The organism is Nakamurella sp. A5-74, from assembly GCF_040438885.1.
Classification (GTDB): domain Bacteria; phylum Actinomycetota; class Actinomycetes; order Mycobacteriales; family Nakamurellaceae; genus Nakamurella.
In genome coordinates this window covers 394,432-420,564 of sequence record NZ_CP159218.1, presented here as the reverse complement: position 1 = coordinate 420,564, position 26,133 = coordinate 394,432, and the positions used below count along the sequence as shown (strand labels likewise).

General features: G+C 65.6%; 28 protein-coding genes. 11 read left to right on the top strand and 17 right to left on the bottom strand.

Annotated features, from left to right (window positions below; all coding sequences use genetic code 11):
* Nucleotides 1–348: 348 nt before the first annotated feature.
* Genes ABLG96_RS01930 through ABLG96_RS01920 form a run of 3 tightly spaced genes read right to left on the bottom strand, consistent with a single transcriptional unit; the run spans nt 349 to nt 1,552 of the window.
* Nucleotides 349–783: a PRC-barrel domain-containing protein gene (locus tag ABLG96_RS01930; RefSeq protein ID WP_353649743.1), complete on the bottom strand. Its 435-nt coding sequence runs from the start codon at nt 781–783 to the stop codon at nt 349–351.
* Nucleotides 780–1,373 (bottom strand): PRC-barrel domain-containing protein, encoded by a 594-nt coding sequence (locus tag ABLG96_RS01925; protein ID WP_353649742.1) that lies wholly within the window; start codon nt 1,371–1,373, stop codon nt 780–782. The genes ABLG96_RS01930 and ABLG96_RS01925 overlap by 4 nt, the downstream gene beginning before the upstream one ends.
* Entirely contained in the window at nt 1,370–1,552 is a 183-nt protein-coding gene (locus ABLG96_RS01920; RefSeq protein ID WP_353649741.1) for a hypothetical protein, read from the bottom strand. Before ABLG96_RS01920 ends, ABLG96_RS01925 begins: the two co-directional genes overlap by 4 nt.
* Before the next feature lie 508 nt (nt 1,553–2,060).
* Here ABLG96_RS01920 and ABLG96_RS01915 point away from each other — a divergent pair.
* Complete coding sequence (locus ABLG96_RS01915) at nt 2,061–3,401, top strand: DUF222 domain-containing protein (RefSeq protein WP_353649740.1); 1,341 nt, start codon at nt 2,061–2,063, stop codon at nt 3,399–3,401.
* Between the two features lie 372 nt (nt 3,402–3,773).
* Here ABLG96_RS01915 and ABLG96_RS01910 read toward each other — a convergent pair whose 3' ends face one another.
* Nucleotides 3,774–4,106, bottom strand: coding sequence for an antibiotic biosynthesis monooxygenase (locus ABLG96_RS01910; RefSeq protein WP_353649739.1), 333 nt, complete (start codon nt 4,104–4,106; stop codon nt 3,774–3,776).
* Between the two features lie 62 nt (nt 4,107–4,168).
* Nucleotides 4,169–5,023 carry an SDR family oxidoreductase gene (locus ABLG96_RS01905; RefSeq protein WP_353649738.1) on the bottom strand — a complete coding sequence of 285 codons (855 nt, stop codon included), beginning with the start codon at nt 5,021–5,023 and terminating at the stop codon, nt 4,169–4,171.
* A gap of 213 nt (nt 5,024–5,236) precedes the next feature.
* Between ABLG96_RS01905 and ABLG96_RS01900 the strand changes: the two genes are divergently transcribed.
* On the top strand, nt 5,237–5,869 hold the full coding sequence (locus ABLG96_RS01900) for a hypothetical protein (RefSeq protein WP_353649737.1): 633 nt from the start codon (nt 5,237–5,239) through the stop codon (nt 5,867–5,869).
* Between the two features lie 27 nt (nt 5,870–5,896).
* Here the strand turns inward: ABLG96_RS01900 and ABLG96_RS01895 are convergent, their stop codons facing one another.
* The 3 genes from ABLG96_RS01895 to ABLG96_RS01885 form a co-directional block, all read right to left on the bottom strand.
* Nucleotides 5,897–6,052 carry a hypothetical protein gene (locus tag ABLG96_RS01895; RefSeq protein ID WP_353649736.1) on the bottom strand — a complete coding sequence of 52 codons (156 nt, stop codon included), beginning with the start codon at nt 6,050–6,052 and terminating at the stop codon, nt 5,897–5,899.
* 88 nt (nt 6,053–6,140) lie between these two features.
* The gene (locus ABLG96_RS01890; protein WP_353649735.1) at nt 6,141–7,169 is read right to left on the bottom strand and encodes a D-2-hydroxyacid dehydrogenase; all 1,029 of its coding nucleotides are present in this window, start codon (nt 7,167–7,169) and stop codon (nt 6,141–6,143) included.
* The gene (locus ABLG96_RS01885; protein ID WP_353649734.1) at nt 7,166–8,122 is read right to left on the bottom strand and encodes a Gfo/Idh/MocA family oxidoreductase; all 957 of its coding nucleotides are present in this window, start codon (nt 8,120–8,122) and stop codon (nt 7,166–7,168) included. Before ABLG96_RS01885 ends, ABLG96_RS01890 begins: the two co-directional genes overlap by 4 nt.
* A 239-nt stretch (nt 8,123–8,361) precedes the next feature.
* On the opposite strand from ABLG96_RS01885, the gene ABLG96_RS01880 reads away from it, so the two are divergent.
* From ABLG96_RS01880 to ABLG96_RS01870, 3 genes are read left to right on the top strand one after another with little or no spacing between them, the layout of a single operon-like run.
* Nucleotides 8,362–8,985 carry a hypothetical protein gene (locus ABLG96_RS01880; protein ID WP_353649733.1) on the top strand — a complete coding sequence of 208 codons (624 nt, stop codon included), beginning with the start codon at nt 8,362–8,364 and terminating at the stop codon, nt 8,983–8,985.
* A complete protein-coding gene (locus tag ABLG96_RS01875) occupies nt 8,978–9,646 on the top strand; it encodes a hypothetical protein (RefSeq protein WP_353649732.1) in 669 nt (222 codons plus the stop codon). The genes ABLG96_RS01880 and ABLG96_RS01875 overlap by 8 nt, the downstream gene beginning before the upstream one ends.
* Nucleotides 9,639–9,917 carry a transcriptional regulator gene (locus tag ABLG96_RS01870; protein ID WP_353649731.1) on the top strand — a complete coding sequence of 93 codons (279 nt, stop codon included), beginning with the start codon at nt 9,639–9,641 and terminating at the stop codon, nt 9,915–9,917. The genes ABLG96_RS01875 and ABLG96_RS01870 overlap by 8 nt, the downstream gene beginning before the upstream one ends.
* Nucleotides 9,918–9,959: 42 nt before the next feature.
* Here the strand turns inward: ABLG96_RS01870 and ABLG96_RS01865 are convergent, their stop codons facing one another.
* Both ABLG96_RS01865 and ABLG96_RS01860 read right to left on the bottom strand, forming a co-directional pair.
* Nucleotides 9,960–11,783, bottom strand: a complete 1,824-nt coding sequence (locus ABLG96_RS01865; protein WP_353649730.1) for a serine/threonine-protein kinase — start codon at nt 11,781–11,783, stop codon at nt 9,960–9,962.
* A 368-nt stretch (nt 11,784–12,151) separates the two neighbouring features.
* Complete coding sequence (locus ABLG96_RS01860) at nt 12,152–13,027, bottom strand: alpha/beta hydrolase (RefSeq protein ID WP_353649729.1); 876 nt, start codon at nt 13,025–13,027, stop codon at nt 12,152–12,154.
* A 127-nt stretch (nt 13,028–13,154) separates the two neighbouring features.
* Between ABLG96_RS01860 and ABLG96_RS01855 the strand changes: the two genes are divergently transcribed.
* The 5 genes from ABLG96_RS01855 (at nt 13,155) to ABLG96_RS01835 (ending at nt 17,714) form a co-directional block, all read left to right on the top strand.
* Nucleotides 13,155–14,219: an SAVED domain-containing protein gene (locus tag ABLG96_RS01855; protein WP_353649728.1), complete on the top strand. Its 1,065-nt coding sequence runs from the start codon at nt 13,155–13,157 to the stop codon at nt 14,217–14,219.
* Nucleotides 14,216–15,559, top strand: coding sequence for a cyclic GMP-AMP synthase DncV-like nucleotidyltransferase (locus ABLG96_RS01850; protein ID WP_353649727.1), 1,344 nt, complete (start codon nt 14,216–14,218; stop codon nt 15,557–15,559). The genes ABLG96_RS01855 and ABLG96_RS01850 overlap by 4 nt, the downstream gene beginning before the upstream one ends.
* 16 nt (nt 15,560–15,575) lie before the next feature.
* Nucleotides 15,576–16,163 (top strand): hypothetical protein, encoded by a 588-nt coding sequence (locus ABLG96_RS01845; protein ID WP_353649726.1) that lies wholly within the window; start codon nt 15,576–15,578, stop codon nt 16,161–16,163.
* A 158-nt stretch (nt 16,164–16,321) separates the two neighbouring features.
* Entirely contained in the window at nt 16,322–17,140 is an 819-nt protein-coding gene (locus tag ABLG96_RS01840) for a hypothetical protein (protein WP_353649725.1), read from the top strand.
* Nucleotides 17,133–17,714, top strand: coding sequence for a PIN domain-containing protein (locus ABLG96_RS01835; protein ID WP_353649724.1), 582 nt, complete (start codon nt 17,133–17,135; stop codon nt 17,712–17,714). Before ABLG96_RS01840 ends, ABLG96_RS01835 begins: the two co-directional genes overlap by 8 nt.
* Nucleotides 17,715–17,804: 90 nt before the next feature.
* Here the strand turns inward: ABLG96_RS01835 and ABLG96_RS01830 are convergent, their stop codons facing one another.
* From ABLG96_RS01830 to ABLG96_RS01815, 4 genes are all read right to left on the bottom strand, one after another.
* Entirely contained in the window at nt 17,805–18,710 is a 906-nt protein-coding gene (locus ABLG96_RS01830) for a hypothetical protein (protein WP_353649723.1), read from the bottom strand.
* Between the two features lie 134 nt (nt 18,711–18,844).
* Complete coding sequence (locus ABLG96_RS01825) at nt 18,845–19,351, bottom strand: ImmA/IrrE family metallo-endopeptidase (protein ID WP_353649722.1); 507 nt, start codon at nt 19,349–19,351, stop codon at nt 18,845–18,847.
* On the bottom strand, nt 19,300–20,493 hold the full coding sequence (locus ABLG96_RS01820) for an IS701 family transposase (RefSeq protein WP_353651345.1): 1,194 nt from the start codon (nt 20,491–20,493) through the stop codon (nt 19,300–19,302). Before ABLG96_RS01820 ends, ABLG96_RS01825 begins: the two co-directional genes overlap by 52 nt.
* Before the next feature lie 908 nt (nt 20,494–21,401).
* Complete coding sequence (locus ABLG96_RS01815) at nt 21,402–21,974, bottom strand: hypothetical protein (protein WP_353649721.1); 573 nt, start codon at nt 21,972–21,974, stop codon at nt 21,402–21,404.
* Between the two features lie 184 nt (nt 21,975–22,158).
* Here ABLG96_RS01815 and ABLG96_RS01810 point away from each other — a divergent pair, with 184 nt between their 5' ends.
* On the top strand, nt 22,159–22,518 hold the full coding sequence (locus tag ABLG96_RS01810; protein WP_353649720.1) for an Lsr2 family protein: 360 nt from the start codon (nt 22,159–22,161) through the stop codon (nt 22,516–22,518).
* Between the two features lie 440 nt (nt 22,519–22,958).
* Here ABLG96_RS01810 and ABLG96_RS01805 read toward each other — a convergent pair whose 3' ends face one another.
* The 3 genes from ABLG96_RS01805 to ABLG96_RS01795 all read right to left on the bottom strand — a co-directional run bounded on the left by ABLG96_RS01805 (nt 22,959) and on the right by ABLG96_RS01795 (nt 26,069).
* Nucleotides 22,959–23,588 (bottom strand): hypothetical protein, encoded by a 630-nt coding sequence (locus tag ABLG96_RS01805; protein WP_353649719.1) that lies wholly within the window; start codon nt 23,586–23,588, stop codon nt 22,959–22,961.
* 15 nt (nt 23,589–23,603) lie between these two features.
* Nucleotides 23,604–25,247: a hypothetical protein gene (locus tag ABLG96_RS01800; protein WP_353649718.1), complete on the bottom strand. Its 1,644-nt coding sequence runs from the start codon at nt 25,245–25,247 to the stop codon at nt 23,604–23,606.
* A 135-nt stretch (nt 25,248–25,382) separates the two neighbouring features.
* Nucleotides 25,383–26,069 carry a hypothetical protein gene (locus ABLG96_RS01795; protein WP_353649717.1) on the bottom strand — a complete coding sequence of 229 codons (687 nt, stop codon included), beginning with the start codon at nt 26,067–26,069 and terminating at the stop codon, nt 25,383–25,385.
* Between the last annotated feature and the right edge of the window lie 64 nt (nt 26,070–26,133).

Below are 26,133 nucleotides of genomic sequence, written 5' to 3'. Positions count from 1 at the left end.
GTCTGGAGTCACCGCCACCACCAAGTCAATGGCCTGACTTCAGACCTTTGGATGGTTGAGCGACTTCACGGCGGTCGAGCGACGTGACGGCGGTCGAGCGTCCTGACGGTGGCTGAGCGTCCTGACGGTGGCTGAGCGAACGTAGCGGGACGAGACCCCGTCCGACCAGCGACCGGTGTCAAACGGATCTCCGTGCGAGTCTGCCCTACCGTCAGTGGTCGCGGATGAGGGTGCTGTGCAGCCCTCTGCAGCGATGGCCGCGCCGGTGAGCCTGCGAACCGGCGCGTCCGAGCGAAGCCTGCGGAGCAGCGCCCTCATCCGCGGACACGGACACGGAAATGCGACGAATCAAGCCTTGACGACGACCGCGTACGAACCGACGCCGATGAAGGTCGTGCCGTCGATCGAGTGGTCACCCAGCACCAGGGAGACCACGCGGCCGTCAGCGGGATCGAAGTCGACGTCGACGACGCTGCCCACCTTCCGACCCTCCGTGGTGAGCACCTGCTTGCCGATGATGGTGTGCTGCTTGACATCCAGGGCGGCAAGCTGTGCGTCGGGCTCGACGATCAGATTCGCGTCGGCGATCGTCACCGCATCGGCACCGAAGGAATGGATGGCCTGCCAGGGCAGCACCGTTCCGTGGTCCGGCGTCTTGGAAAGTCGAAGTCCGACCACCTTCTGCGACGCCGCGTCGACGATGAAGTGCTTGATCTTGCCGACGGTCGCGGCGTTCCCGGTGCTGACGACCTGGCGTCCGGAGGCCTCGCTGAACAGAGTCATCGGTTGTTTCCGATCTGGGTACGGAAGGCATCCACCGCTGCACCGAAGGCGTTCAGGTCGTCAGTGAGATAGCCGGTCGCTGCCTCCGGCACGACCAGGTGCTGACCCGAGGCGGACATCGTGTCCGGCAACGGGATCAGCAGCGGCTGTTCCCCGCGACCGAGGGACTCGGCGGGCTTGATCTCGTATCCGACGACGTCGGCGAGTCCGCCCGGTGCTGTGACGCCGATGATGACGTCCGACACCACACCGATCGCGGTGCCGGTGTCGGTGAGCACCTGCGAACCGAGCACGTCGCCGTGACCCGACCCACCTCCCTCGACCCCATCGGACGCGAGGATCGCGTCCAGGGGCGCGAAGTGCTCCTGCGTCTCGACGATCACCGCGTCCGGTCCGAGACCGACGACGCGGCTCCAGGCCAGCGCCACCTTCAGTGGCCCGGAGAACAGGCTCCGGCCGGCCAACGTGAAGGCAGTTATCTGCCCACCGTTGCCCGCGTAGACGATGTCTTTCAGCTGCGCGACGTCCTCACCGCCGTACGTCACGACGGGCAGCTTGGCGAGGTCGCGGGCTCGCAACAGGGTGCTCATGCCGAGCCTCCGCGACGACGCGACTTGTCGGTGATCACGACGCCGCCGCTCCTGCGCTTCGACTGCAGGGCGATGAACCCGCCGACCAGTACGGCGATCACGACCAGGACGATGATCAACCAGACCCACCACTGCATGACGATCTCCTGACGACAGTGCGATGTAGACGTCTTCATCATGCCCTGTGCCCGGAGTTTCAAGCATTTCGGCGATCCTGCGCGGGACCGACGGAGTCGAGGCCTCCGATCGGGTGCCCCTGGACCGGCTGCCTGCCCGGCCGTCCCAGACGTCGAGCGCATGCTCGGTGACCAGGTCGACCGGGACGATCCCGACCGCACCGGGGCCAGCGCCAGCACCCGGGCAACCGACGGAGCACACGGAGTCGCAACCCCTGCACGCTGGAAGAGAGCCGATTCCTGCGCCGCACGGCGGTGTGCCCGGTCCCGTCACTACGGTGATCGAGCGCGGGAGGAACGACTGAGTCGAGATTCCGTGCCAGTCCACGGTGATCAAGCAAGCGACGAAGGAGCGCGTCGAGATCCCGCCAGGCCAGCACCGGTCTCGACTCCTTCGTCGCTCGACCACCAACGGTTCCGTCGACATCGTCACCGGATCGTGACCACAACTGTTGTCCCACGGCCACTTCCAGAAGGTCGACTGTCGGACCCCTTGAGTAACGTATCCCCTATGAACGGCACCGGTGAAGCGAGCGTCGCGGACATCCGCGAACACGCCGCAGCACTGAGCGCCGGACTGAAAACCCTGCACACCAACGTGTTCCAGTGCCCCACCGGCGAGCTGGGCGACTTCCTGAGTGAACTCGCCGAACTCCGCGCCTTGGCCGGCGCTGCCTGTGTGATCGTCACTGCGGACGCCGAGTCCCGGGGCGTCATCGAAGCATCCCAGTCCGCCTCGACCCGCGGCTGGGTCGCAGAACACGGCTGGCACTCCCGCCGCGAAGCGACCACCATCGCGAAAGCCGCGCACATCCTGCGACGACCAGAACTCGCCGAGATCACCGACTCCATCCGCACCGCCGACCTCGACCTGCCCACCGCCGTCGTGGTGCAGGGCGAGTACGACAAACTCGCGCCCGAGCTGCTGCTCGGCGCCCACCCCATCGTGCTGAAGCAACTGGTGAACCACGGCGCTGAACACGGACCCCGCGGCGTCAGAGAACTGCGGCAATGGATCCTGGCGCACCACGGGAAACAGGACGAACTCGCCGACTTCCAGGACCGCTGCCGCCGACACATCTCACTGTCATCGCCGACCGAAACGTCGACCGGGCTGCACGAATACCGACTCGTCGTCGACAACGAAGGCCTCACCATCCTCGAAGCAGCGATCCAGACCCTCTCCGCACCCCGACCCGACAGAGATACCGGGGAGCTTGACGGCCGGCCCGTCGATCGGCGGCGTGGTGAGGCGCTGATCGACGCGCTGCGCCGCTCCGTCCTCGCCCAAGGTCAGGGCGTCACGGCAGCACCGACCGCGACCGTGAACGTCACCATCAACCTCGACGACCTGCAGCAACGCGCCGGCGCCGGCACCTGCACCGGAACCATCGCCGACGGCACCCTGCTGGCACCCGACACAGTTCGCAAGCTCGCCTGCGACGCCGGGATCATCCCGATGGTCCTCGGCGCCGACGGCGCCGTGCTGGACTGCGGCAAGGAACAGCGCTTGTTCACCCTCGCCCAGAAACGCGTGCTGTGGCAGCGGGATCGGCACTGCACCTTCCCAGGCTGCGACATCCCCGCCCAGTGGTGCGACGCCCACCACCTCGTCCACTGGATCGACGGCGGACCCACCGACCTCGACAACGCCGCACTGCTCTGCCCGGCCCACCACACCATCGTCCACCGCGACGAACTGAACGGCGAAGTCACCGCCGGACAGGTCATCTGGGACCGCCGACCCGGCTCCTACCGACCAACACGACGTCCCGAGCAAGCCCGCCGGTCAGCCGCGGGCTCGAACCGACTACCACGACAACGCGGAGCACCCCTTCCCCTGCGGACGTGAATTGTTGAGACCTACAGGCTGAGTCCACCCACCTGGAACTGCTGGGTTGTTGCTACGACCGCGATCCCACAGATCGGGGGTGCCGCCCGTCTCGGCCTGGTCGGGCGCTCAGCCGGCGGGTCACCTGGTCCGCACGAAGACCCAGTTGGGGAGTCATCACCCCTGTTACCAGGTCGAGATCGTCCGGGCGCGCCGCCCCAGAGACCCACGGGGCCCGCCGGCCGCGCCCTGCTCATCCGCTCGGCGACGTCGGCTTGGATGCCGTTGGTGCTGAGGCAAGTGATCGATCTGCACGGAGTCCAGCACGCACGCGACGACGAGGCCGAGCGGTGGGCCCGACGACCACCTTGACGATGCGGCGGCAGGTTCGGATCACACAGGCGTCGAGCCGCCGGCGATCTCGTACGACCAGACCTCACTGTGGGTGCTCACCGGACGGTCCGACGCCTGCTCCCCCGCGCGTTCCGCGGCATTGCGGTGTCCGTGGGCGAACGACGGCGAGGCGAGCCAGGACTGGAAGCTGGCCTCATCGCGCCACCGGGTCACGACCAGCCACTGGGTGCGCTCGTCGGTCGGCTTGAACAGCTCGAATCCCTCGAACCCTGCGGCACCGTCGACGGCGCCGGCGCGGGCAGCGAAACGGTGGGCGAGCTCGTCACCGGAGTCAGCGGGGACGGTGATGGCGTTGATCTTCACGACGGTCATGGTCCCGATCGTGCCACCGGCGCACCGCGGCGGTCGCCGGTCACCCCGGGTCGACGTGCGCGTCAGGCAGGCGGATTCGCGGTCGCGAGGTGCTGGGCCAGCGTGATCGGCGCCCTCCCGGTGATGTCGAGCACCGCGGTGCTCACCTCGGCCAGGTCCCCGGAGGCGATCGCGGAGTAGGTGCTCACCCAGGCGTCGTACTGCCACGCCGGCGCCGGCCACTTCCGGCGTGATTCGTAGGCCTCCTCGACACTTTCGTCGTGATAGGTGATCGTCCGCCGGGCCGCACTCAGCTGTTCCGCTGCCTCGGCGAACGACAACGCCTCCGGCCCGGTGAGGTCGTAGCGGCAACCGAGGTGGGACCCCGGGTCCTGCAGGATCACCGCGGCCGTGCGTGCCACATCGGCACGGGAGACGAAGGCGCAGCGACCCGTTCCGCCCGGACCCCTGATGACGTCGTCGTCACCGACCACGGACGCCACGAAGTCGAGATAGAAACTGTCGCGCAGGAAGGTCCAGCCCATCCCGGAGGCTTTGATGTGCTCTTCGGTCGCGAAGTGGTCGCGCGCCAGCGTGAAGATCGCGTCCGACGCTGCGGCCAGGAACGAGGTGTAGACCACCTGCCGCACCCCGGCAGCCGCGGCCGCATCGACGAAGCTGCGGTGCTGGTCCAGTCGGTCGGCGCTCTCGGCGGCCGACACCATGAACAGGACCTCCACGCCCTCCAGAGCAGCCTGCACGGCGGCTCTGTCGGCGTAGTCGGATCGGTGCACCGAGGTGCGCGGCAGCACGGGCGCCCGGGAGGGATCACGGACCAACAGCCGTTGCGGCACAGCGGAATCGGCCAGGAGCCGGGCGACCAGGCCGCCGAGAGCGCCGGTGGATCCGGTCACCGCAAGGGGATGCGCAGCGGTCATGGGTTCTGCCTCCACCAGGTGGGTGGGTCGGGTCCCGCCGCAGGGAACGCCGCGACCTCGAGGTTCGCGGTGCCCCCGGGCCAGGGGCCTGATCGCGCATCGACCTGGCCCCGGTAACCGGTGCGCCGAGAATGGATCCATCGTGCCAGAGTGGCGCAAGGGTGCTCTGCCACGCGATGTGCTGGCCCTGTCACGAGAACGGAGGGCGGACCGATGGCACGAGTGGGGTGGGTGGCCGCCCGGGCGGACACTGCTTCCGGCGAACCTCAGTGGCTCCGACTGTCGGTGTTCGACGACGGTTGGGTGGAGGTGCCGACCTTCGGTCGGGCAGTGTCCGCGGTACGGGGCGACTTCCGCACCGCCCTGCTGAACCTTGCCGGGTTCGCGGTGGGTCTGGCGGTGGCGTGGGGTTGCCTGAACCTCGCGGGTGGCACCGACGGGGCACCTGCGGTGGTGCTACGGGTGATCGGAGGCCTGCTCTTCATCGCCTCGATCGGGATGCTGCTGGCGCGCTCGTTCCTGCTGAGATTCCGGCAGCGCACGAGCTGGGCGGCCGACGGTGCGGACCTGCGCCGGCTGAAGGCCGCCGGGCGGTTGCCGGCGCGAGCAGCCGGAGCACCACTCTGGCGACGCGCGACGACGGCTGAGGAGTTCTCCTCCTGGTTGACGAACACCACGCTCGTCCGGGCGGCCGACGTCTCGACCGTGGTCGTGACGGCGCCGTCCCCGGACGATCCCGATCAGGTCGCGGAGGTACAGCTGCAGTCCGGCGCCCGGCTGCGCTACCGATCGACCGATCGAACGCTCGGCAATCTGTTGGCCGGGTTCGGCGTGCGCTCCGTCTGACCGAGCCCACCCGACAGCGCGACCGGATCAGCGGATCGGTCGCAGACGTACCAGCGCAGCACCGACGACGACGGTATGCACGCCCGGGATCCCCAGCAGCACAACGAGATTCGAGGCCCAGCGCCAGCCCTGCAGCCAGCCGATGTCGAGCAGCAACGGCGCTCCGACGAGTACGCCGAGCACGATCGCTGCTCCGCTGGAGGCCTCGCTCGGCGGACGCCATCACCGGCATCCCGATGGTCCGGTCAACCGGACACCTGGCCGACTCGGCTCAGTAGCCTCGCTCGCCGTGGTACCGGTTGCGCAGCTCCCTTCCGTCCAGGTACCGCTGCAAGTTGTCGATGAACAGGTCGGTGAGCAGCTCGTTCTCCTGTGCTGCAGTGGATGCCGAGTGTGGCGAGAGGAGAACGTTCGGCAGATCCCAGAGTGGCGAACCGTCCGGTAGCGGTTCGACCGTGAAGACATCGAGCGCCGCCCCGGCGAGGTGGCCGGAGGTCAAGGCGGTGGTCAGGGCCGCCTCGTCGATCACCGCACCACGGGCCACGTTGACGACGATCGCGCCGGGCGGGAGCAGCGCGACCCGGGCAGCGTTGATCAGGTTCGTGGTCTGCGCCGTCAGCGGGCAGGCCAGGACCAGGATGTCGGTGTCCGGTAGTTCGGCGTCGAGCCCGTCGGTGTCGACGACACGCACCGGGAGGTCGTAGCGCTGACCCGGTCGTCCGACTCCGGTGACCCGCAGCCCCAACGACGAATACAGCTCCACCACCCGGCGACCGATGGACCCCAACCCCACGACGGTGGCGCTGCGTCCGGCGAGTTGGCCGCACACCCCGCGTTGCCAGCGGTGTTCCCGTTGCGCTGCCAGCAGTCCGGGGACGTCCTTGACGAAGTGCAATGCACCGGTGATCGCGAACTCCGCCAGCGGAGCGGCATGCGTGCCCGCTGCCGTGGTGAGGATCAGGTCGGCTTCGTCCAGCCCGTGACGCTGCACGAAGGCACCGATACCGGCGCTGGTGGCCTGGACCCAGCGCAGTTGGGGGGCCGTCTCGGTCATCGTGCCGGGCGACCGCCAGTCGAAGTCGAAGGCGATCTCGGCCACCGCCAGCAGCGCGGACCACCGCTGGTGTCGAGCGGCGGTCAGAGCCGGCGGGTGACCGCCGTGATCACCCGGGAATCGGCTGGTGGGCAACAGCTCCGGCTCGTACAGCAGCTCACACGCGGCCGCGTCGGCGATCCGCTGCACGTGTTCGGGCTCCAGTTGACTGCAGATCAGCACCTTCGGCCGCGAAGGGGCTCTCATGAGGCCGAGATCCCGCGCCGCACCAGGTCCATCGCCTCGGCCTGCGCGAGCGCATCGCCGACAGCAAGATACTCGGGGGCGGCCTGGCCGGCCATCACCTGATGGATGTGGGCGATGGCATGCTGGAAGGCCGGGACACCGTCCGCTGACCAGGTCTGCTGCCGCTCACCGTCGGTCCACAGCTCGACCGTGTCGGTGGCCAGCGGGTGGAACGGATTGCTGACCCTGAGCTCACCGGAGGTACCGATGATCCGGGTGAACGTCGAGGGGGCGCGGTGCAGGCCTGCCGAGACCACCAGCCGCACACCGGGGAAGTCCACCACCGCTGCCAGATCACGGTCGACGCCGATGATTGTCGCACTCCCGCTGGCGCGCAACGGTTCCGCGCTGCAGAGCAGCCGCGCCAGCCGGATCGGGTAGCACCCGACGTCGTACAGCGCTCCGCCGCCCCGGTCCGGGTCCAGCCGAATGTTGCCCGCCGACGACACCCGGAAGTGGAACTCGGAGACGATCTCGGACAGCGCGCCGATCCGGCCGTCGGCGATCAGCGAGCGGAGCAACGCGGTCTGCGGATGGAACGGGAACACGAAGGACTCCCAGAGCAGACCGCCGGCCGGAACCGCCTGCAGGAGCCTGCCTGCCTGCGCTGCATCCAGCGCCATCGGCTTCTCGCACAGCACCACCTTGCCGGCAGCGAGTGCCGCCGCGGCCCAGCGAGCATGCTGGTCGTTCGGCAGAGCGACGTAGATCGCCTGCACCGCCGGATCGGCGATCACCGCCTCGTAACCCGCCGAACCGGCCACCTGGTTCTCGGCCGCCCATGCGCGACCGCGATCCGGCGATCGGGAGCCGACCACCAGTGCCCGGCCGCCGGCGTCCCGCAGCGCCGGCAGGAAGGCGCGCGCGGCGATGTTGGCGGTGCCGAGGACACCCCAGCGGACCGACTCAGCCATGGGTCGGTCCGCTGGGTACCGGTGCCGGGTGGCGCCGGTGCGACCGCAATACCTGGTCCGAGCCGTCGGTCATTGCATCCTCCTCACCGCCGACCCCGGTCGGGTCGATGGTCCTGCGATCCTCGCACTGGAGCGCACCGAGAGGGCACCGAGAGCCCACGGAGAATTGACTTTGCGATGCAAAGTCCGGCATGGTGATGTCAGGTTTGAATTGCAAACCACACCCTGAAAGGGCTGACATGACCGTCACGACAGGTACTGCCCCGGCCACCTCTTCGGGAGGTTGGTCGCCGATGGGGTCCCGGCCGATCCCTGCGCTGCCCAGGGACCTTGCGGCGTCGGCCCTGGTGCTCGGCGTGGCCTCGAGCGCCTGGTTCGCCTGGGGATCGGCGGGTGCTCCCACGCTGCGGCCGTGGTTCCTCGCCGGGATCGCGGCCGGGGTTGCCCTGGCCGTCGTCGCTGTCCTGCTGCGCCGGCGTCTGCAGGGCGCTGGCAGCCACCGCGGACCTCATCGAGCCGCCGTGCAGCGGACGTACCACCGCACACTGTTCGCCGAGGTCGCGTTGATCATCGCCGGGAACGTGGTTCTGAACCTCACCGGCCGACCCGAGTACGTGATCTGCTGGACCTACGCCGTCATGTCTGCGCACTTCCTGCCGCTGGCGAGGCTGTACCGGATCAGCGCGCTGCGACTGACGGCCCTCGGGGGGATCGTGATCGCGATCGGTGCCGTGGGGCTCGGCACCACGACAACGGTGTCGCCGATCGCCGTCACCGGTGGTGTCGGTGCGTTGGTGCTGCTCGTCTCCGGCGCGGCCCAGCTCCGTCTGACCCGAGTCGCGTCGGCACAGACCGATGTCTGATCATGAGGAACTCGATCCGGCCATCGCACTCGCGCTGATCGACGCGGAGTCCGATCGGGTCCGGCGCGCTCTGGACGTCCGACTCCCGGTGCAGCTGCTGGTCTGGGGAGTCGCCTGGTGCATCGGATTCGGCACGCTGTGGTGGGACGTCCGCCGGCAGCAGCCGTTCACCGGCCCAGGGGTGTTCTCGGCGGTGGTGTTCAGCGTGCTGCTGATCGCCGCGGCGGTGGTGACGGGGGTGGTGATCCAGGCCGCGACCCGCGGGCGCGGTGGGCGGTCGGTGCGTCAGGGGCGCGATCTGGGAATCTTCTGGGGAGCCGGCTTCACCGCGTTCTTCGTCTTCGCCGGTGGCATCAGCAGCGTGGGGCTGGATCCGGCGGCCGCCGGGCTGCTGTTCGCCGGCGGATCGGTGATCCTCACCGGGCTGGCCTACCTGGCGATGGCCGCCGTGTTCGGCGGTGCCGTCGAGCGGGCTCTCGGCAGCTGGCTGCTGCTGCTCGTCGCGGCCGGGGTGTGGGCCGGCCCGGTGACGTTGAACCTGCTGATCGCCGTTCTGGGCGGGGGCGCGTTCCTGGTCGCCGCGGTCGTGACCTGGCGCAGTGGACTCCGACGTCCGGCGGACCCGGGATCCGACTTCACCTCGGGAGCCGGTCGTGGGTGACGCGCTCGATCCGGTGATCCATGCGCCGGTCCGGCTGCGGATCATGGTGGCGCTCAACGAGATCGGCACCGAGGACTGGCTGACGTTCGGACGGCTCCAGTCGCTGCTGGAGCTCACGGCGGGCAACCTGGTGACCCATCTGCGCAAGATCGAACAGGCGGGGTACGTGGACACCCTGAAGCAGAGCGGCGAGACCAGGGTGCAGCTCACCGGCCTCGGTCGCTCCGCTTTCGACGCCTATCGCGCCGCGCTGCGCAGTCTGCTGGGCTGAGCACCGCGGAGCTGGCGGTGGATGCGGAGAACCACCCGCCGGTCAGGGCTTCTTACCGGGCTTGCCCGATTTGTCGGAGGCGCCGGCGCCCGATCCGGAGGCGCCCTTCTGGTCCTGCTTCTGCTGCTTCTCGGCGGCCTTCTGCGCGGCCTTGTCGGCAGCGGCACGCGCGGCCGCAGCACGCTCGGCCGCCCTGTCGGCAGCGGCACGGGCAGCTGCTTGCTCGGCGGCTCGGGCAGCAGCCGTTCGCTCGGCAGCGGCACGCTCAGCCGCCCTGTCGGCAGCAGCACGGGCAGCTGCTTGCTCGGCGGCCCGGGCAGCGGCGGTTCGCTCGGCAGCGGCACGGGCAGCTGCTTGCTCTTCGGCTCGGGCAGCAGCGGCACGGGCAGCTGCTTGCTCGGCGGCCCGGGCAGCAGCAGTTCGCTCGGCAGCGGCACGGGCAGCCGCTTGCTCTTCGGCTCGGGCAGCAGCGGTTCGAGCTGCTGCGGCCCGGGCGGCCGCAGCTCGGGCAGCCGCAGCGGAGGCAGCTGCCGCGTTCACCGTCCGAGACGTCCGCGCAGTCGATGACGGAGGAACGGACGCTCTGGCCGCGACCGCGGTGGGGGTGGCCGAGGGAGTGATTCGACCACCGGCCGTGGCGGTGGAATGCGCCGACGTGACCGCTGGTTCCGTCGAGGATCGGGCCGCGCTGCTGCCGCCCTGCACGACCGCAGGTGAGCCGTCCGCAGGCGGTGTGGTTCCACCCGTGACGGTGATCACGGTCGTCAGCACGACCGCGGTGAGCAGCGCACCTGCACCGACGAGCACGCTGTTGCGGCGACGGACCTTTTTGGCGTCATCCCCCTCCGGGCGCAGGAACGCCGACAGGACCGACGGGCCGGCCGCGGTCACCGGTTCGGGCGACCGTTCAGGTGACCGTCGGGGTGATGCCGGCAGCAGGATCGGCGCCGGGGTCGGTCGGGGGGTGACGGCCGTACCCACCAGGGTGGCCGAGTCGGCGGCGGTCAGGATGCGCACGACCTCGGCTGCTGTCGGGCGTGCATCCGGGTCGCGGTCCGTCATCCGCAACAGCAGTGTCTGCCACGGCGCAGGGAGCCCGTCGGGGATCTCCGGGTCGCGTAGCAACCTGGCCATGGCGGAGGGCACCGGCGCACCGGGGAACTCACGCCGACACGTCAGCGCCTCCAGCAGTACCAGGCCCAGGGCGTAGACGTCGGCCGGTGGACCGACGTGTTCGCCGGCGGACTGCTCCGGGCTGAAGTAGGCGGCGGTGCCGATCAGCATCGACCCACTGGTGAGTGTCGACTCCGTGGCGACCACTCGCGCCAGCCCGAAGTCGGCCAGCTTGACCGCACCGGACGTCGCGATCAACACGTTGGCAGGCTTGATGTCCCGATGGATCAGCCCTTCCGCATGCGCGACAGCGAGACCGCTCGCCACGGCAACCGCGATCGGCGTCAGCTCGTCCGGACCCAGCGGTCCTCCGTGCAGCCGCTCGGCCAGGGTCTCGCCGTTGACGAGTTCCATGACGAGGTAGCTGTGGTCCCCGGCGGGACCGCCCGGAGACGGCTCGACCAGCCTCGCATCGTGGACGGCGACCAGATGCGGGTCGCTCAGAGCGGCGAGCGCGCGCATTTCGCTGCGCTGTCGGTCGACGGAGTTGAGGTCGGTGAGCTGGAGGTCGAAGACCTTCACCGCGACGTCCCGGCCGAGCAGTTCGTCCCGAGCCCGGTAGACCTCTGCGGTGCCGCCGCGTCCGATGAGTGAACCCAGGCGATAGCGGTCGACGAGCAGCGCTCCCTCACCTGCAGCGGGTGGGGCAGCTCTGGCCGTCGGGTCGTCGGGCGGATCGACATCGGAATGCACAGCAAGCAGTTTAGTCGATCTGTCTGCTCCTGTACGTCCGCTGACCTGCGGCAACACTCCTGGGTGACGGATGTTTGCGGTGACGCGGGCTCGGGTACCAGTTCGCGCCATGATTGCCCGCTCGCCGGTCCCGGCCGTCCGATACCGGTGCGGGGAAGGTTCACCGACCTGTGCGGACTCCGCGGACAGACCGCCAGGAATTCACCGAGGCCGCTGGAGGTCTGTACCTGAGCTCCGCAACGCCCATGCAGCCCGGGACGCCAAGAGCCCCGCCGGACGGACCCGGCGGGGCTCTGAACTGGTGGTGGGTTGTTCAGACAACTCGTTGAGCTGCATGCACGCCGACCTGCGCAAACCGTTGGCACAGGCTAAGCCCCCGGTTTGGCACACGGCCTGGTGAGAGCGGTGGACGAGTCCCAGTGCCTGATCATCCGGTCCAGCGCGCCGGGCTGGTCCTGGACGCGGTGCCCGAACCCGACTAGGTGTTCATGGGCGGCTCCGAGGTCGGTCAGCGCGAGTGCCGTCTCCTCGTACAGAGGGTTCCAGTCACCGGTGAGGACGAGGGTCGGAACGGGTAAGGGAACATCCGGGTTCAGGGCGCTGCCCCAGGGTGGTTTCATGGCACGCAACCGCGCGACGTTGGCTTCCAGAAGTTCGTCAGGCAGGTCAGGCGGCGCGGATCCCATCGCAGCCGCGAACCTGCTCGAGAAGTCCCGCGTAGGAACTGAGGGATCGTTGCTGACCGCGAACACCGGCTGCATCACCGCGATGTGCTGTTCAACGGCGTCACGTCCACGAGCCAGATCGAAGCAGGCCGGTTCCAAGAGGGTCACCGATCGGACAAGATCCGGTTCCTGCTGGGCTGCCAGGAGCACCGCGATCCCACCGAAGGAGTGCCCGACGACGTGCCCAGGACCGTGACTACGTAGCCGGTCGAGGACTCGCTGACAGTCGGTGTCCGGGTCATCGCTCACCGCTGGACGATCCAAGAATATCCATGCCGGGTCTGCAACCACTGCCTGTCGCGGCCATGCCGCAACCCCGGCTTTGCCAGCGCCGTGGAGAAACACGACCTGCTCACTCAACGTGCGGCCTCCTTCGGGCACCGGTGGATGCGGGGATTTGCGTCCTGCTGTCGCAGGGTAGGACACGACCTGGATCGGGCAGGCCAGCGCACTACTCGTGGCGGTGTCTGCGGCCGGGGTCTGTCGGTGGGCGATGCTAGCTTCCGCTGAACCGGTCATCTCCGGCTGAGTGCGGGAGGGCACGAACATGGCGCGACGAAATATCGACCCAGATGAGCGGTTGAAGCTCTGGGTGCGAGCGGGTGGGCGTTGCGAGATCTGCAACAGGTATCTGCTCGAGGGTTCGATGTCCTACGTCGAACGACGCTTCGGCGAGGCCGCGCACATCGTGGGGCAGACCAACTCCCCCCGGTCCCCGCGCGGAGTTGGGTCCGAGCTCGATGAGGACGCGCGGGACACAGCTGACAACCTCATGTTGCTGTGCGACCACGAACACGACGAGATCGACAAGCCCGGCGCCCGTGACGCGTTCTCCGTCGAGCAGCTGTTGGAGATGAAGCAAGAGCATGAAGACCGCGTGCGGCTCGCCACGGAAGTTGGTCGGGATAGGGCGACAACACCGATTCGGATGGTCGGTCGATTGCGGGGGCGGGCGATGGAACTCGACCGAGAGGGCGTGGCGCGTGCCGTGATCGCGGGCGCAGGTCGGTTCGCCAGGTTCGCTCCCGCAACCCGGAACACCCTCGAGATCGACCTTCGGAACATCCTGGGCGAGGAGGTTCCCACGGAGGATTACTACCGGGCTTCGCGGGCTATGATCGACAAGCAGCTCGCCGGGCTTATGGCCTCCGTAGCCGAGGGGGAGACCACCCACATCAGTGTCTTCGCTTGGGCTCGAATCCCGCTCCTCGTCTACTTGGGGTCGTGTCTTGACGACAACGTTCCAGTCGATGTCTATCAGCGGCACCGTTCGACGGATTCGTGGAGCTGGCCGCAGCGGGCAACTCTCGAGAAGTTCCGGGTGAACGTCCCGGTCCAAGGTGCCGCCGCTCTCGAAGCGGTTCTGCTTCTCAACGTCAGTGGAACCATCAACCCCGACGAAGTGCCACACGAGCTTCTGTCCTTGCCTCGGTTCGAGATAACCGTGGATGGTGCCACTCCTGGTCCGGACACCATCTCGAGTGTCGAGACACTTCAGCGATTTCAGGAGGCCTGCAGACAGCTTCTTGCTCGTCTGGAGCACGAAGGCCACAAGCGGGTGCGCTGGTTCCACGTCCTGGCAGCGGTACCGATCGCTGCCGCAGTGGAGTTCGGGCGCGTGTTCGTACACGAGGCCCACCCAGGGCTGAAGCTGTACGACCGCATGGACGATGGCACCTACCGCCTTGCCTTCGAGATTGGACACTTGTGAACCTGGACATGCATTTTGATCAACTGCTGCGAGATCACGTCAACCTGAACAAAGGACGGCTCGAGGAACTGAGTGACCACGTAGCCGCCATCGAGAAGGCGCTGTACGCATCTGATGAGCTCGATGACCTGATGATCGATACGATTCGTCAGGGGTCATGGACGCATCGAACCATCATCCGACCGCCCAGCGGAGAGGTCTTCGATGCGGACATCCTGATCCAGATCGCGGAACAGCCAGAGTGGAACAACGATCCACACAAGTATGCCGACGCCGTGTGGAAAGCCGTTGAGAACCACCCGACCTACGGGCCAATGAGCGAACGTAAGAACCGGTGCGTTCGCATCACATACGCGAACTTCTGTCAAGTCGATCTTGTGCCTTATGTGGAGATGCCTGACGGGAGCGGTTACATCGTCTACCGAACCGACAACACCTTTGAGGCCGCGAACCCCGTGGGTCTGACCCACTGGATCCAGACCGCAGACGATATCACCAACAAGAATCTCCGTAAAGTTCTACGCCTGCTCAAGTATCTACGCACTCATCTCGAAGAGTTCGATATCAAGTCCGTCCTACTGACCGTTCTTCTTGGGGAACGGGTCTACCCCATCGCCGCTGCGCTGGACTGCTACGAGGACGTTCCCACTACGCTCTACAACCTGGTCGCGGATCTTGCCCGCTGGCTCAACGGCCAGACCTCCAAACCAGACGTAGAGGATCCCAGTTGCCCCGACACCGACTTCAACAGACGGTGGACCAACCGGCAGTTCGAGGAGTTCCGCAAAGATATCAACGAACTAAACGACCGCATCGCCTACGCCTACACCCGTACTTCGCCACACGAAAGCATCAACGCATGGCAGCAAATCTTCGGCTTGGCATTTCCATCCGAGCTGAAAGCGCCACCCTCTGCTACGGCGAAGACAGCCAAGACTCTCAACTCCGCACCCAACGAGGAATTCATCGAGAACAGATTCAGAGTCAATGAAACTGAAACGGTGAAGGCCATCTGCGAAGTGCTGCCACCTCGGGCGGCGAACCGGGGAGACCGACGCCGCCTACGTGCACGCGGGGGCCACGTCACCAAGCAACGAGAGCTTGTGTTCAAGATGGTGAGCACCACCGTCACGGCGCCTTTCGACGTGTACTGGAAGGTTCGCAACAACGGACCCGAAGCGGTATCGCGCGGTCAACTGCGTGGCGAAATTTTGCCCGACCAGGGTCATCACGAGCGAGTGGAGAACACCTTGTACTCAGGACATCACTACGTGGAGTGCTACATCGTCAAGAACCAAACTTGCGTGGCGCGAACCCGCGTGTCCGTCGACGTCGATTAAGTGAGGATTCATCTCTGTGAACATCGCCAGCACTCCTGCGGATGCAATCGTTCCCGAATCAGGGGGCTTCTGGTCCGGTTCAACGCCTTGGTGGGGAACGGTAGGGATAGCTCTGCTCGCAACCGGAACGGCGTTGTTCGTCATGTTCCGAAACAACCGTGCCGCGAAGCAACGTGAGAAGGACAAGCGCGCTGCGGACGACCGCCGAGCGGACCGCGTGACGGCAGCAACGGTCCGAAGTGTGTGTGACGTGTTCATTCGGGCGTACCGCGAGTACTACGACATCTGGGGAGCAGCATCCGACCCGGACAACAAGATCCCTCCGGACTACGTCGCAGATCTGCGGACCACCGCGAAGGCTTCCGCCAACGCGTTGAGCATCGAACTGATGCGAGCACAGGTGATCCTAAACTCAGACCAGTTGATCGCACTTGGCAGCGAGATCGAAGTACAGGAACGAGAGCTGATGCAGAAGATGGACATGTACGAACGCGGCCTGGCGTTCCGTCTGCCACTTCCTGGATCCACGGACGTCCTCTTCGCTGGTCTTGTGGACGCGCTGCGCAACTACCTGGACGCCAGCCTGCTCGTCACTCGGGACTGACCGATGTTGCTCAACCGCGCGAGGGTCGGTGGGCGGCGACCACGTAGTCCCAAGCCCAGGGACGATCGAGGATTCGGTGCCGGTCTTCTACCGCAAGACCAAAAATCGGGCACCGGAATGCCTACTCCGTCCTTGCTGCCGGGGGCTACCGTGACGACATGACTACGACCGGGCTTGAAGTGCGCATCCATGAGGGTCGGGAGCGCGCCGAGGTCAGCCGGGTCACCACCACCCTCAACGACGTAGTGCTCTCGCTGCGGGAGATCGATCGGGTCCACTTGCTACGGGCCACTCGGGCTACGTGGGTGTTGGCTGACATGCGACGCGAGTCAGCGGATCTGGTGGTACGGCTGGAAGCGCGCGCTGAGGTACAGCAGCGGGCGCTTGCCGACATCATGGTCCCGGTCGACGCGCTCGTTGAGGGTGTGAAGGAGCTGCAGGCGCAGGCATCGGTGCCGCCGCTGTTCGCTCCGCAAACAGTCAGCCGTGTGGGGAAGCTAGCGATGCCGCGCAACGGCATCCAGTCGGTCGGTCTTGCTACCTACAACGGCGCGGTCGGACCTAACGTGGCGCTCGACAACAACGTGAAGACCAACGCAGACATTGCCGTCAAGCCGTTCGAGGTTACTTGGGGCACGGTGACCGGCAGGCTGACCAGCCTCCACGATTACTCGAAACGCCGCCAAGGAACCCTCCGCGTGACCCTGCGAACGCCTGACGGCCACGCTGCGTACGGATACGTCCAAGAGGCTATGTCCGATGTGCTTCGCGCGGCGTGGGCGCACCGAGTGATCTGCAGCGGAAAGATGAAGAGAAACTCGCGCGGACAGGCAATCGCCATCGAAGTGGAATCCATCGAGCTGATGCCCGAGGACGACCGTGGTAGACCGCGAACGGACGACCTGCTGGGTATTGCAGCGGGGTGGCTGGGAGACCTGACCGTCGACCAATTCATCGACGGGCTACGCGATGCCTAGGACGAAATCTCCGATCATTTATGTTGACACCTGCGTCTACATCGACCTCTTGACGCGGAACGACACCCAGCACGCTGACACTTCCGAACCGCGATGGCAGATCGCCAAGGGCTTGTTCGACGCTGTGAACGACAACCGGGTCGTGCTCGCATCATCCGCGCTGATTGAAGTCGAGCTGAACGGACTAGCAATCGTCCGCGATGGCGCCGCATCCGTGGTGAGCACCGTGCGCGGGTGGTTCGACGCACCCTCAACCCTGTGGACCGACATTGACCGACCGTTGGCGCGCGAAAGTGCTGTCCTCGCGCGAGAGTGGCATCCCATGCGGGCAGACAACACGAAGAGTCTGAGAGGCGCTGACGCCACCCACCTGGCCGCAGCCCTGCGGCTCGGCTGCGACTACCTGATGACTCATGATGGCGGATTCCCGTTGGGCCACACCGTCAAGTCAGTCCAGGTGCAACGACCCGCGCAAGTGTGGACCCCGCATCTGTTCGACAGCCTGCCACCTTCTGTTGCGCCCAGCGACGAAGCATCAGCAGTCACTGCTGGTGCACGTCGTCGGCGTCGGTGACGTCGCACCTGTCCGCGCGCCTACCGGCCCTCCGCAGCCTTAACCCTCCAGTGGTGAAGGGAGTGCGAGCAGCTACCTGTGTGCGTAGCTCTACGGCGAGCCATCTGCGGGCGGCGCTTGCACCCTCATGTTGGATACGTCCTCGTCCGCTGAGAAAGCCTCCGTTGACAACTCTCGGAGTTCATCGCCCTCTGCCGATCTATCCGTTCTCTCAGAAATCCTAGTCTGAGCGCTCTCCAACCGATCCTTGTTTCCCGTAAAGGCTGGAAAAGTGCTAGCAGGAAAATGGATAAGGGAAGGCCACGCCTTGTCAGAGTGGCAGGATTCTGCCAAGTTGCATATGTCCATAGCCTTCAGGTGTGGCACGTTCTGCATTCTCTGCATTGCTTGGTTGTAGGAGTCTGTCGCGGCACGATCAATCGCAAACAGTGGATAAGCACGCCCTCCCCATACCCCTTTGAGAGCAATTTCTTCAAGCAAGACCATGTTGGACACAGGTTCGTTGGTCTGGGTCTTCAGGTGTTGAGCGAACGCCCACGCGACCTCCAGTGACAACGTAAAGTATCGCTGCGAAGCTCTAGCTGAAACTCGAAACCCGGTATCTATGCTAGTACCAAGAAAATCTTGCAAATTCCCTGGACTGGGATGTTCCTTGAGGCGTTCGTTCAACAAAATGGGATCAAGGTCACTGGTGGCTTCACTTGGCGAGTGAGCAACCACAATCTCATAGTCAGGTTCGGGGAAAGTTGCAACGAAGGCGCCGCCTTTCGTCTTCATCGAATTTAACGGCGGCGAAGACGCACCCGACTCCATCATCTCATGATTCTTGGTGGACAGCATCGCTTCGTAACCGTCCATCGCACGGACCCAGGCACTGACAAAATCATGAACCTCGCTCTCCTCGTCTACGTCGACCACGAACAACAACTCGTCTCCGACGGCCTTCCAAAGCTTCAGTCTCCCTCGAAGACGTTCGGGAACTTGCTCTTCCACCATTGATGGAAAGTCTGTGTAGAACGTCAGGAAATCTGATATCCACTTGAGTGGCTCCGCGCGCTGTTGCTTATGAGCGGTCGACCCAACCAAATCACAAGACAGAAACAGCTTTGAACCTAAGCGGGATCCAGGATTCAATGGATCAAACCAAGTGACTCTGCCCTAACCTGCGCTGATAGCTGCGAGACGTCGAAGATTCGCGCTAACCGGCGCAAGTCGCCATTTTCTTGCATGAAATGTTCCCGGAATTGCTCTCGAGGCATCACCAGCTCGGCGGCGAAATAGTTTGCTTGCGTTTCTGCCGGGTTTCGCCCCAGTCGCGTAAACTTCCGTCTCACTTCATCCGGGCGGGCATTGAGATAATGGAGGAAATAATGACCCAACTCGTGCGCGATCGTAAAGCGATCACGGCGCGCAGAAGTATAACTAGGAACGTTGATCTTGAACGTGCCGCTTCGGTGAATAACCAGGGACTCAACGGTATCGTCGATAACGATCCGTCCACCAGCCTTCGCTACCAGATCGTGGACATCCGCACGGCCATTCGAGTCGTAGACACCGAACTCCAGACCTACCCGCCTGGCTAGTACTACAGCCGTAGTTGGGGTTGGAGGTCTTCTGACCTGCGGTGATAGTGGCATTCGCGGGCGGTGGCTTGGTGTTTTCGGCGCCAGGTGGACCAGTGGATGATGTGTTCGCGGGTGGCGACGGCGCCGGCGACAAGGGCGTCGAAGAGCCTGCGGAGCTCGTTGATGGTCAGGGGGATGAGGCCGGCTGGTGTGGGGTGTCGGTGTTTCTCGGCGGCGGTAGTGACGGCCAGGAATGCCATCGCCAGCATCGCCAGAGTGGACCAGCGGTGCCAGGAACACCAGCGGCGGACTTGGTGTTCATCCAGTCCTGCCTGGCCTTTCGCGGTCTGGAAAGACTCTTCGATCTTCCACCGCTGGCCGGCGACCCGGACCAGGGCGGCCAGCGGGACGGGCCGCGGGCTGTAGCAGCGGTAGTAGGCCATCTCGCCGGTGGAGATGTTGCGGCGCAGCAACAGCCAGTGACGGCCCGGCTCGTCCGGACGGATCCGGATCAGTGCCCACGAGTAGTACCGCGGCCCCTTGGTACCGGCACCTGCGGACAACGTCTGCCACGACTTGGCTGGCAGGGTGTCGGCCAGCAGATCGGCCCGGACCGGTACGTCCGGGCTGGGTGTCCGGTGGTCACACGAGACGGCCAGCACGTAGCCGACGCGCCGGTCGACCAGCGCCGAGCGGAGTTTGGAGTCATTGCCGTACACCTCGTCACCGGCCACGAATCGGGCTGGGACGCCGGCATCCAATGCCGCACCGATCATCTTGGCCGCGAGCGCCGTTTTGGTGGCGAACTCGACCCCGGCCGGCACCCCGGCGTCAGCGAGGCGGACCGGGTCATCGGTCCAGGACCTGGGCAGATACAGCGCCCGGTCGATCAACGCGTGTCCCCTCGGCGCCGCGTACGTCAGATACACCGCGACCTGCGCGTTCTCGATCCGGCCGGCGGTGCCGGTGTACTGGCGTTGCGTGCCGACGGTGTGCTCGCCCTTTTTCACATCACCAGTCTCATCGACCACCAGGATCCCGGCTGGATCACCGAACGCATCCACCACGTAGTCCCGCAGATCATCACGAACCGAGTCGGCATCCCACTTCGCCCGAGACAGCAAGTGCTGCAACCCATCCGGGCTCACCTCGCCCCGATGCTCAGCGATGGTCCAACAGTTCTTCCGATCCAACCCGGACAGCAAACCCAACATCAACGCGCTGGCATGCCGAGCTGGTTCGTAACGCGCAAAGCGGGGCCGGATCCGGTCCAACAGCGCGCCGAACCCATCCCACCAGCGGTCAGGATCTATCCTGTGGGCTGCGGCCAGCGCAGCGATTCTTGTTGTCTTCACAACCACCAATGATCATGCGCTGGCCGCTCTGACCTGCGACAACACGCCCAAGACCACCATCTACGGCTGTAGTACTAGAGCCTGCACGGCACTATGGCTCATCGGAGCAGCCTTGACCCGAACCGCGTCACTGACCTCGAGGTCCGACGTCTCTGTGGTTGACACACCGCACCTCCTCTGTGTGGGTTGCGTGATCTCTTACTCCGTAATTTTAGCTCGGACACCAAGGCCGCTCGGCGTGTCGTGATCGGCGTGTCGAAGCCGACCGTCACCCCCTACCTCAACAGAGCGGTTCGACTACCCTTTACTGGCTAGGGGTCTCCTGTGCTGTGTGCCAGCCCACTCACCACGGCGGTCACGGCGAAAGCCACGTACCAAACCGTTCGACCCGTTCCTGCCCACACCAGGTGGTGAACGGCCCGCAGAACCATCGAAGCGCGGCGTGCCGAGCCGTCGTGATCGGCTGCTACTTCGTGGACACGCCCTGGCACTCTGTCCGAGTCGTCAGGCCGCGCATGCCGTCGCCGTGACCTGAAGGGCGTCACGCACCGCAACTACCCATGCGAAGTAGCTGAACCGCTCGAACTGTGGACCGGGTCGTTGCGGCAGGTTCAATCGGTCCGCCGCTTCGTCCACGGTGGTGATTGACGGGTCGACGTAGCACTGGGCGAGGTGGACGAGCTCAGACTCGTCTCGGCTGTCGGGGCGTCCGTTCATGACAGGCACTTCCTTTCATCGGCGGTCAGGTCATGCGCCGCCAGCCTTCCTCACCACCCTCGGGGTAGGTGTGGGAGCCATAGGTCGGCGTCGGGGATGTGGCGGGCGTAGTGGTCGATGTCGGGGTCGTCGCGTTGGGCGGCGATGACGAAGAGGAGGGTGCGTGCTTGGTCTTGGGCTGCGAAGCCGGTCCAGTTGTTGAACGGTCGTCCGGCGCGGGCTTGGGTTTCGACCCAGGGTAGGTCGGCGAGGAGCGCGAGTTCGGGTAGCCATTGCCTCCGAAGCATGCTGGCCAGCAGCGGTCCGACAGCTTCTGTTGGGTCGAGGGTCCAGTGGCCGGTGGTGTCGTCGCGTCCGAGTGGGTCGTTCCACAGCAGCGGGCTGTGGTCGAGCATGCCGTGTGCTCGTCCACGGACCGTGTCGTAGCCGTGGGTGTTGACGCCGAGCAGCACCCACACTGCCAGCTGGTCCGGTTCCGTTTCGATGGTGGAGAAGTTGATGCGCTGGCTGCCGCCGGGGAAGGTTCGAAGGTAGGTGGTGCCGTTGTGGAGGAATCCGGCGCGGCGCAGCAGCGGCGTGATGTGGGCGGCGAGCATGGTCGCCAGTAGCGAGTCGGTTTTCACAGTTCGGCAGTGTTGCTCGGGGGTGTGACAGAGCGCCAGTCAGTGCGTAGACGGACACGCGAAAGTCGGAGGCACGCATGAAAAGTGCCGCGAGGGAACGCTTATGCAACTGTGTCGCTTGACTTGTCGGCTAGTGATGCCACACTGGCGTGGAACATTCGGACCTACAGCGGGAGTTACGTCAGTGGCACAGCAGATCATCGAATACCTCACCTCGGATCTTTCCGGTGACGACATTCCCGCCGACTCGAATGGTGGAACGGTGGAGTTCACGGTTTCCGGTATCCCGTACGCGGTGGATCTGACCGAGGCCGAGTTGGAGACTTTCAACTCGGTGCTGCAGCCCTATGTCGACGCGGCGCAGCAACTGTCGCGGTCGGGTGCGCCGGTGACGCGGACACGGGTGGCGTCGTCGGGTGCCGGGAAACGGTCGAAGGAGCAACTCGCGGCGATCCGCACCTGGGCGAAGAAGAACGGGTACATCGTGTCCGAGCGGGGCCGAGTCGCGGCCCCGGTGTTGGAAGCGTTCGACGCCGCCCACTGATGTCCGACAGCGTGTGCCCGTATTGCGGCGGTGCGGTGCGGACCGGGGCTGCCCTGTGCAGCGAATGTAGGCGGCACCGACCCGCCGGGTGCACAGAGATCGTCCGTGTTGGTACCACCTACGCGGCTGGGCGTACGGCAGACGGACGCGCCGGGGTGTGGGACGTAGCTCGAGGTGGTCCCCCGGTCGAAAAGTTCCCGGACGACAAGGCCGGGTGGGCTGCGTTGTGGAAGTCGTTCGACAACGCAGACACACCCGCTCCTGTGCCCGCAGGGCGTTCGGAATCGGCGCGCTGGCTAAGGTTCGCGGTCACCGTCGTCGTCCTCGTGGTGGCGTACATCGTGATCCACTCCGTCGTCTATTCCGGGTGCCTGAACTCCCCAGGGCTGTTTGAGTGGGGTACCTGCTACAAGCTGTGAACTGGCGTCGGTTCGCCGCTGTCAGGTACCGGTTCGCCCGGATTGCTGGTCTAGCCATTCGCGGACCCACCGGTCTCCTTGGACCCCTGCAATTGCTCGGTCGAGGCGCTCTGATGGTCCGGCGTCGAGAAGCAGAAATAGGTCAGCGTGCGCGCCAGCTGGCCCGACCCAAGCTTGGTAGCCGGGCGTCAAAGGCTCGTTCTGCTCGAGATAGGCGAGCATGTTCGCCGGTGTCGACAGCTCCAGCAGTTTCGGGATCCATACTTCGAGTGTCTTCCGCATGACCCTGCCGGTGAGCGCTTGGCCGTCGACGTCGTGGTTGTCGCAGACCCACCGACTGAAGTGGTCGACGCCGTCCTCGACAGGTTCGGGCGGGGTCAGGCGCGTCCACCAACAGCTGTGGATGTTGTGTTTCGAGTCGGGGTCGACATCGTTCAGGTACCGCTGGCGGGACGCGGGGGTGATCCCTACTTCGAAAAAGAACCTGTAAGCCGCCCAATCGGAGGTGTCGCTGCCGACGATGGTGACGTAGGCGAGGTTGCCGTCGCCGTCGTCGCGCACCCACGATCGGCGGGCGTTCTTCTTGAATCCGTTCGCCTTCAGCAGCGGGGCGATCCACTCCCGAAGTATCAAGTCGATAGGTTCCGGCATGCTACCCAGTGTCCCTCAGCCTGTCCCGATGATGATGGCGGCACCTGCCGCGCCGGGCGGACCAGCCACGATGAACCCAAGGCCGATGAGCGCAGCCCCGGTGAGGAGCTCGCCAAACCCGGTCAGAACCGGCTCGCGTGGCGTCACCTTCACGAGCCTCGGTTCCGGCACGGGCTCCGGCGCAGGTATCGGAACCGGAACCGGGACGGGAACGGGGACCGGCGGGTCCGGTGAGATCGGCGGGCGTTCATCTTTAGGCTTTTCCGGCTTGAGGGTCCGTACCGGCGGCGGACGGCCCTTCTCCCACTCCTCGGTCGTGTAGATGATCGCGCCCGGTGTCGTGCCGTTCTTCACCAACAGCAGCTCCGGCGTCGGTCCGGCCCGTGGGGTGAACACTGTGGTGACCACATCCCTACTGATCCGCCATCCCGGCACATTCTTGTAATTATCATTAGTCGGTGATGCGTTTTGCTTGGCGATGTAATGAACGACTTCGCTGGACGCGAGCGTACTCAAGGTTTGTTCCATTGCAGGAGTGACGGGTCGGACGGCGGTGCCCTTCACTTCCCACACGTACCGCGTCTTGTTCTTGACGTCGATGTACACAATGTCGATGGAACCCTCTCTACCCGTGCCCTTCTTGCTTCCCCCTACAACCTCGAACTCCGTTTGCACGTTGTTTGGGTCTCCGCCCATCTCCGCCACCTCGTACCTGACTTGCTTCGCGGCGGCGTCACGGGCCTTGTTGTGACGCGAACCGTTGTCGATCCAAGGAGGCTCCCCCGGCCCCGACCAAGGCTTATTCGACCATTCGTTCTTCCACCCAGAGATAGAAGCGGACGGCACGGTGCGCACCGCGCTGAACTTGCTAGCCCAAGGCGCTGCCGTCCAGGTAGCGCGTCCGCCGAAGATGCCCAGCAGGCCGTCCACCACGACCGCCGATGACATGGCGGCTGTCCGCAGACCCGTTGCCACTCCCGCGCTGGGAGAACCTGTAAGCGCGGGCACCGACTGCAGCCACCGACCGGATCCGCCTGCCGTCGCGGTGACCGCAGTCCCTGCGATGCCGGGTTGGTTGGGGCGCAGTGTCTTGGCGACATCAATGCGGGCGCAGCAGTGACGTACAGCGTCGTCGTGCCGTTCGCGGACCTGCGCGGCCCGTGTGTGTAGCGCTTGAAGCGATTGCTGCGCGTCCGCTACCCGCATGCTTAGCGCCGGGGTGTCCGAGACGTAGGCGGGTCCGTCGGCCACCATCAGCGCACCGGCACCGGCCAGCGCGGCCCGGTCACGTTCGGCACCGTCCGCGTCTTGGGATGCGGTGACCCGCGTGCCGAGCGCCGCGATCTGTGAGCGGTCGTCAGCCGCCATCGAAGCGAGCTTCTTCAGCTCCGTCTGGCAGTCCTCCAACACCACCGAGAACCCGTTCAGCGCCTCCCCGACCCGACCCCAAGCGTCCCCCACCGTCTGCAACGTGGGTGCGATGCGGTCCGTCAGCCACGCGCCATGCGCTTCACCTTCGTCGCCGAGGAACGTCGCCGCCCGAACACCCGCAACTTCCGCACCGCCCGCTGTCGCGGACACCGCCGACTGCATCCAGCGCCCCGCCGACGCGCGCACCGCCAACGGATCACCACCCAACACGAACACCGCGCCGTCCATCCGAGCCTCCCCAAGTTCGACCACAAGGAGCATCTCAGAAACCCACGACAGCGGCATCCCGGCGTCCACAAACCCCAGGTCAAGGGGTGCAACGAACCTCAGTGGTATGCGTCCCGTCCCGGCAGTCAGGTGTCACTACTGCGCGTTGGACTGCTCGATCGCAGCCACAACGTCCTCGAGCGGCGCTGCCCGGCCCGCTAACTTACGGGTCACCGCTAGCTCGTGCTCCAACCACCGGGTGTAGCTGCCGATCTTCCGCCCGAACACGAACAGTGCCATCTCCACCTGCTCCGGGTGCCTAGACGCGGCAGCGGCAACGTCGCTGACCTTCACACAGAACGACTCGTAGTCCACTGACCGTGGTTCAACCGGTAGCCGATCGCCGGTCAGCGCTCGCCATGCCGTGCGTACCCGGTCGTCCAGGATCACGGCCTGCAGCTTCGACTTGTTCGCCGGGTCAGTGGTGAAGGCCAGAAACTTCGTGAAGAACGCCGGTCCCCAGTAGGGGACGACACGGACCAAGGTGCGGAAGGCGTTCCGCACATCCCCTGAGAACGAGCACTGCTGCGCCCTGACCAGGCGGTCGACTACCTCGCGGCGACGGGTCTCGATCCCGGCGGCAATGCGTGGGATCCGTCGCCGATCCGAACCCGACCCCCACACCAGGACGTTCCAGAACAAGTTCAAGACGTTCTCGTCGGTCGGTGCGCGCAGCGACAGGTCAGCGAGCCGCCGCAGCTCAGAACGATCCAACGTGTCCCCGTCGGCGGGCAACGTCACCGGATACGACAGCCCGGCCAGCGTTGCGTCCCAGTTAGACACTTTGACGAGCTGCGCGGCTGCCTCATCGCCAGGCGAACCGGTTACACAGGTGAAGAGACGATCC

Excerpts from the sequence above, each read along its gene's own strand:
- ABLG96_RS01930 (WP_353649743.1), bottom strand. The coding sequence starts at position 783 with ATGACTCTGTTCAGCGAGGCCTCCGGACGCCAGGTCGTCAGCACCGGG.
- ABLG96_RS01925 (WP_353649742.1), bottom strand. The coding sequence starts at position 1,373 with ATGAGCACCCTGTTGCGAGCCCGCGACCTCGCCAAGCTGCCCGTCGTG.
- ABLG96_RS01920 (WP_353649741.1), bottom strand. The coding sequence starts at position 1,552 with ATGATGAAGACGTCTACATCGCACTGTCGTCAGGAGATCGTCATGCAG.
- ABLG96_RS01915 (WP_353649740.1), top strand. The coding sequence starts at position 2,061 with ATGAACGGCACCGGTGAAGCGAGCGTCGCGGACATCCGCGAACACGCC.
- ABLG96_RS01910 (WP_353649739.1), bottom strand. The coding sequence starts at position 4,106 with ATGACCGTCGTGAAGATCAACGCCATCACCGTCCCCGCTGACTCCGGT.
- ABLG96_RS01905 (WP_353649738.1), bottom strand. The coding sequence starts at position 5,023 with ATGACCGCTGCGCATCCCCTTGCGGTGACCGGATCCACCGGCGCTCTC.
- ABLG96_RS01900 (WP_353649737.1), top strand. The coding sequence starts at position 5,237 with ATGGCACGAGTGGGGTGGGTGGCCGCCCGGGCGGACACTGCTTCCGGC.
- ABLG96_RS01890 (WP_353649735.1), bottom strand. The coding sequence starts at position 7,169 with ATGAGAGCCCCTTCGCGGCCGAAGGTGCTGATCTGCAGTCAACTGGAG.
- ABLG96_RS01885 (WP_353649734.1), bottom strand. The coding sequence starts at position 8,122 with ATGGCTGAGTCGGTCCGCTGGGGTGTCCTCGGCACCGCCAACATCGCC.
- ABLG96_RS01880 (WP_353649733.1), top strand. The coding sequence starts at position 8,362 with ATGACCGTCACGACAGGTACTGCCCCGGCCACCTCTTCGGGAGGTTGG.
- ABLG96_RS01875 (WP_353649732.1), top strand. The coding sequence starts at position 8,978 with ATGTCTGATCATGAGGAACTCGATCCGGCCATCGCACTCGCGCTGATC.
- ABLG96_RS01860 (WP_353649729.1), bottom strand. The coding sequence starts at position 13,027 with ATGACCGGTTCAGCGGAAGCTAGCATCGCCCACCGACAGACCCCGGCC.
- ABLG96_RS01855 (WP_353649728.1), top strand. The coding sequence starts at position 13,155 with ATGTCCTACGTCGAACGACGCTTCGGCGAGGCCGCGCACATCGTGGGG.
- ABLG96_RS01840 (WP_353649725.1), top strand. The coding sequence starts at position 16,322 with ATGACTACGACCGGGCTTGAAGTGCGCATCCATGAGGGTCGGGAGCGC.
- ABLG96_RS01835 (WP_353649724.1), top strand. The coding sequence starts at position 17,133 with ATGCCTAGGACGAAATCTCCGATCATTTATGTTGACACCTGCGTCTAC.
- ABLG96_RS01830 (WP_353649723.1), bottom strand. The coding sequence starts at position 18,710 with ATGGTGGAAGAGCAAGTTCCCGAACGTCTTCGAGGGAGACTGAAGCTT.
- ABLG96_RS01825 (WP_353649722.1), bottom strand. The coding sequence starts at position 19,351 with ATGCCACTATCACCGCAGGTCAGAAGACCTCCAACCCCAACTACGGCT.
- ABLG96_RS01820 (WP_353651345.1), bottom strand. The coding sequence starts at position 20,493 with ATGTTGGGTTTGCTGTCCGGGTTGGATCGGAAGAACTGTTGGACCATC.
- ABLG96_RS01805 (WP_353649719.1), bottom strand. The coding sequence starts at position 23,588 with ATGCCGGAACCTATCGACTTGATACTTCGGGAGTGGATCGCCCCGCTG.
- ABLG96_RS01800 (WP_353649718.1), bottom strand. The coding sequence starts at position 25,247 with ATGGACGGCGCGGTGTTCGTGTTGGGTGGTGATCCGTTGGCGGTGCGC.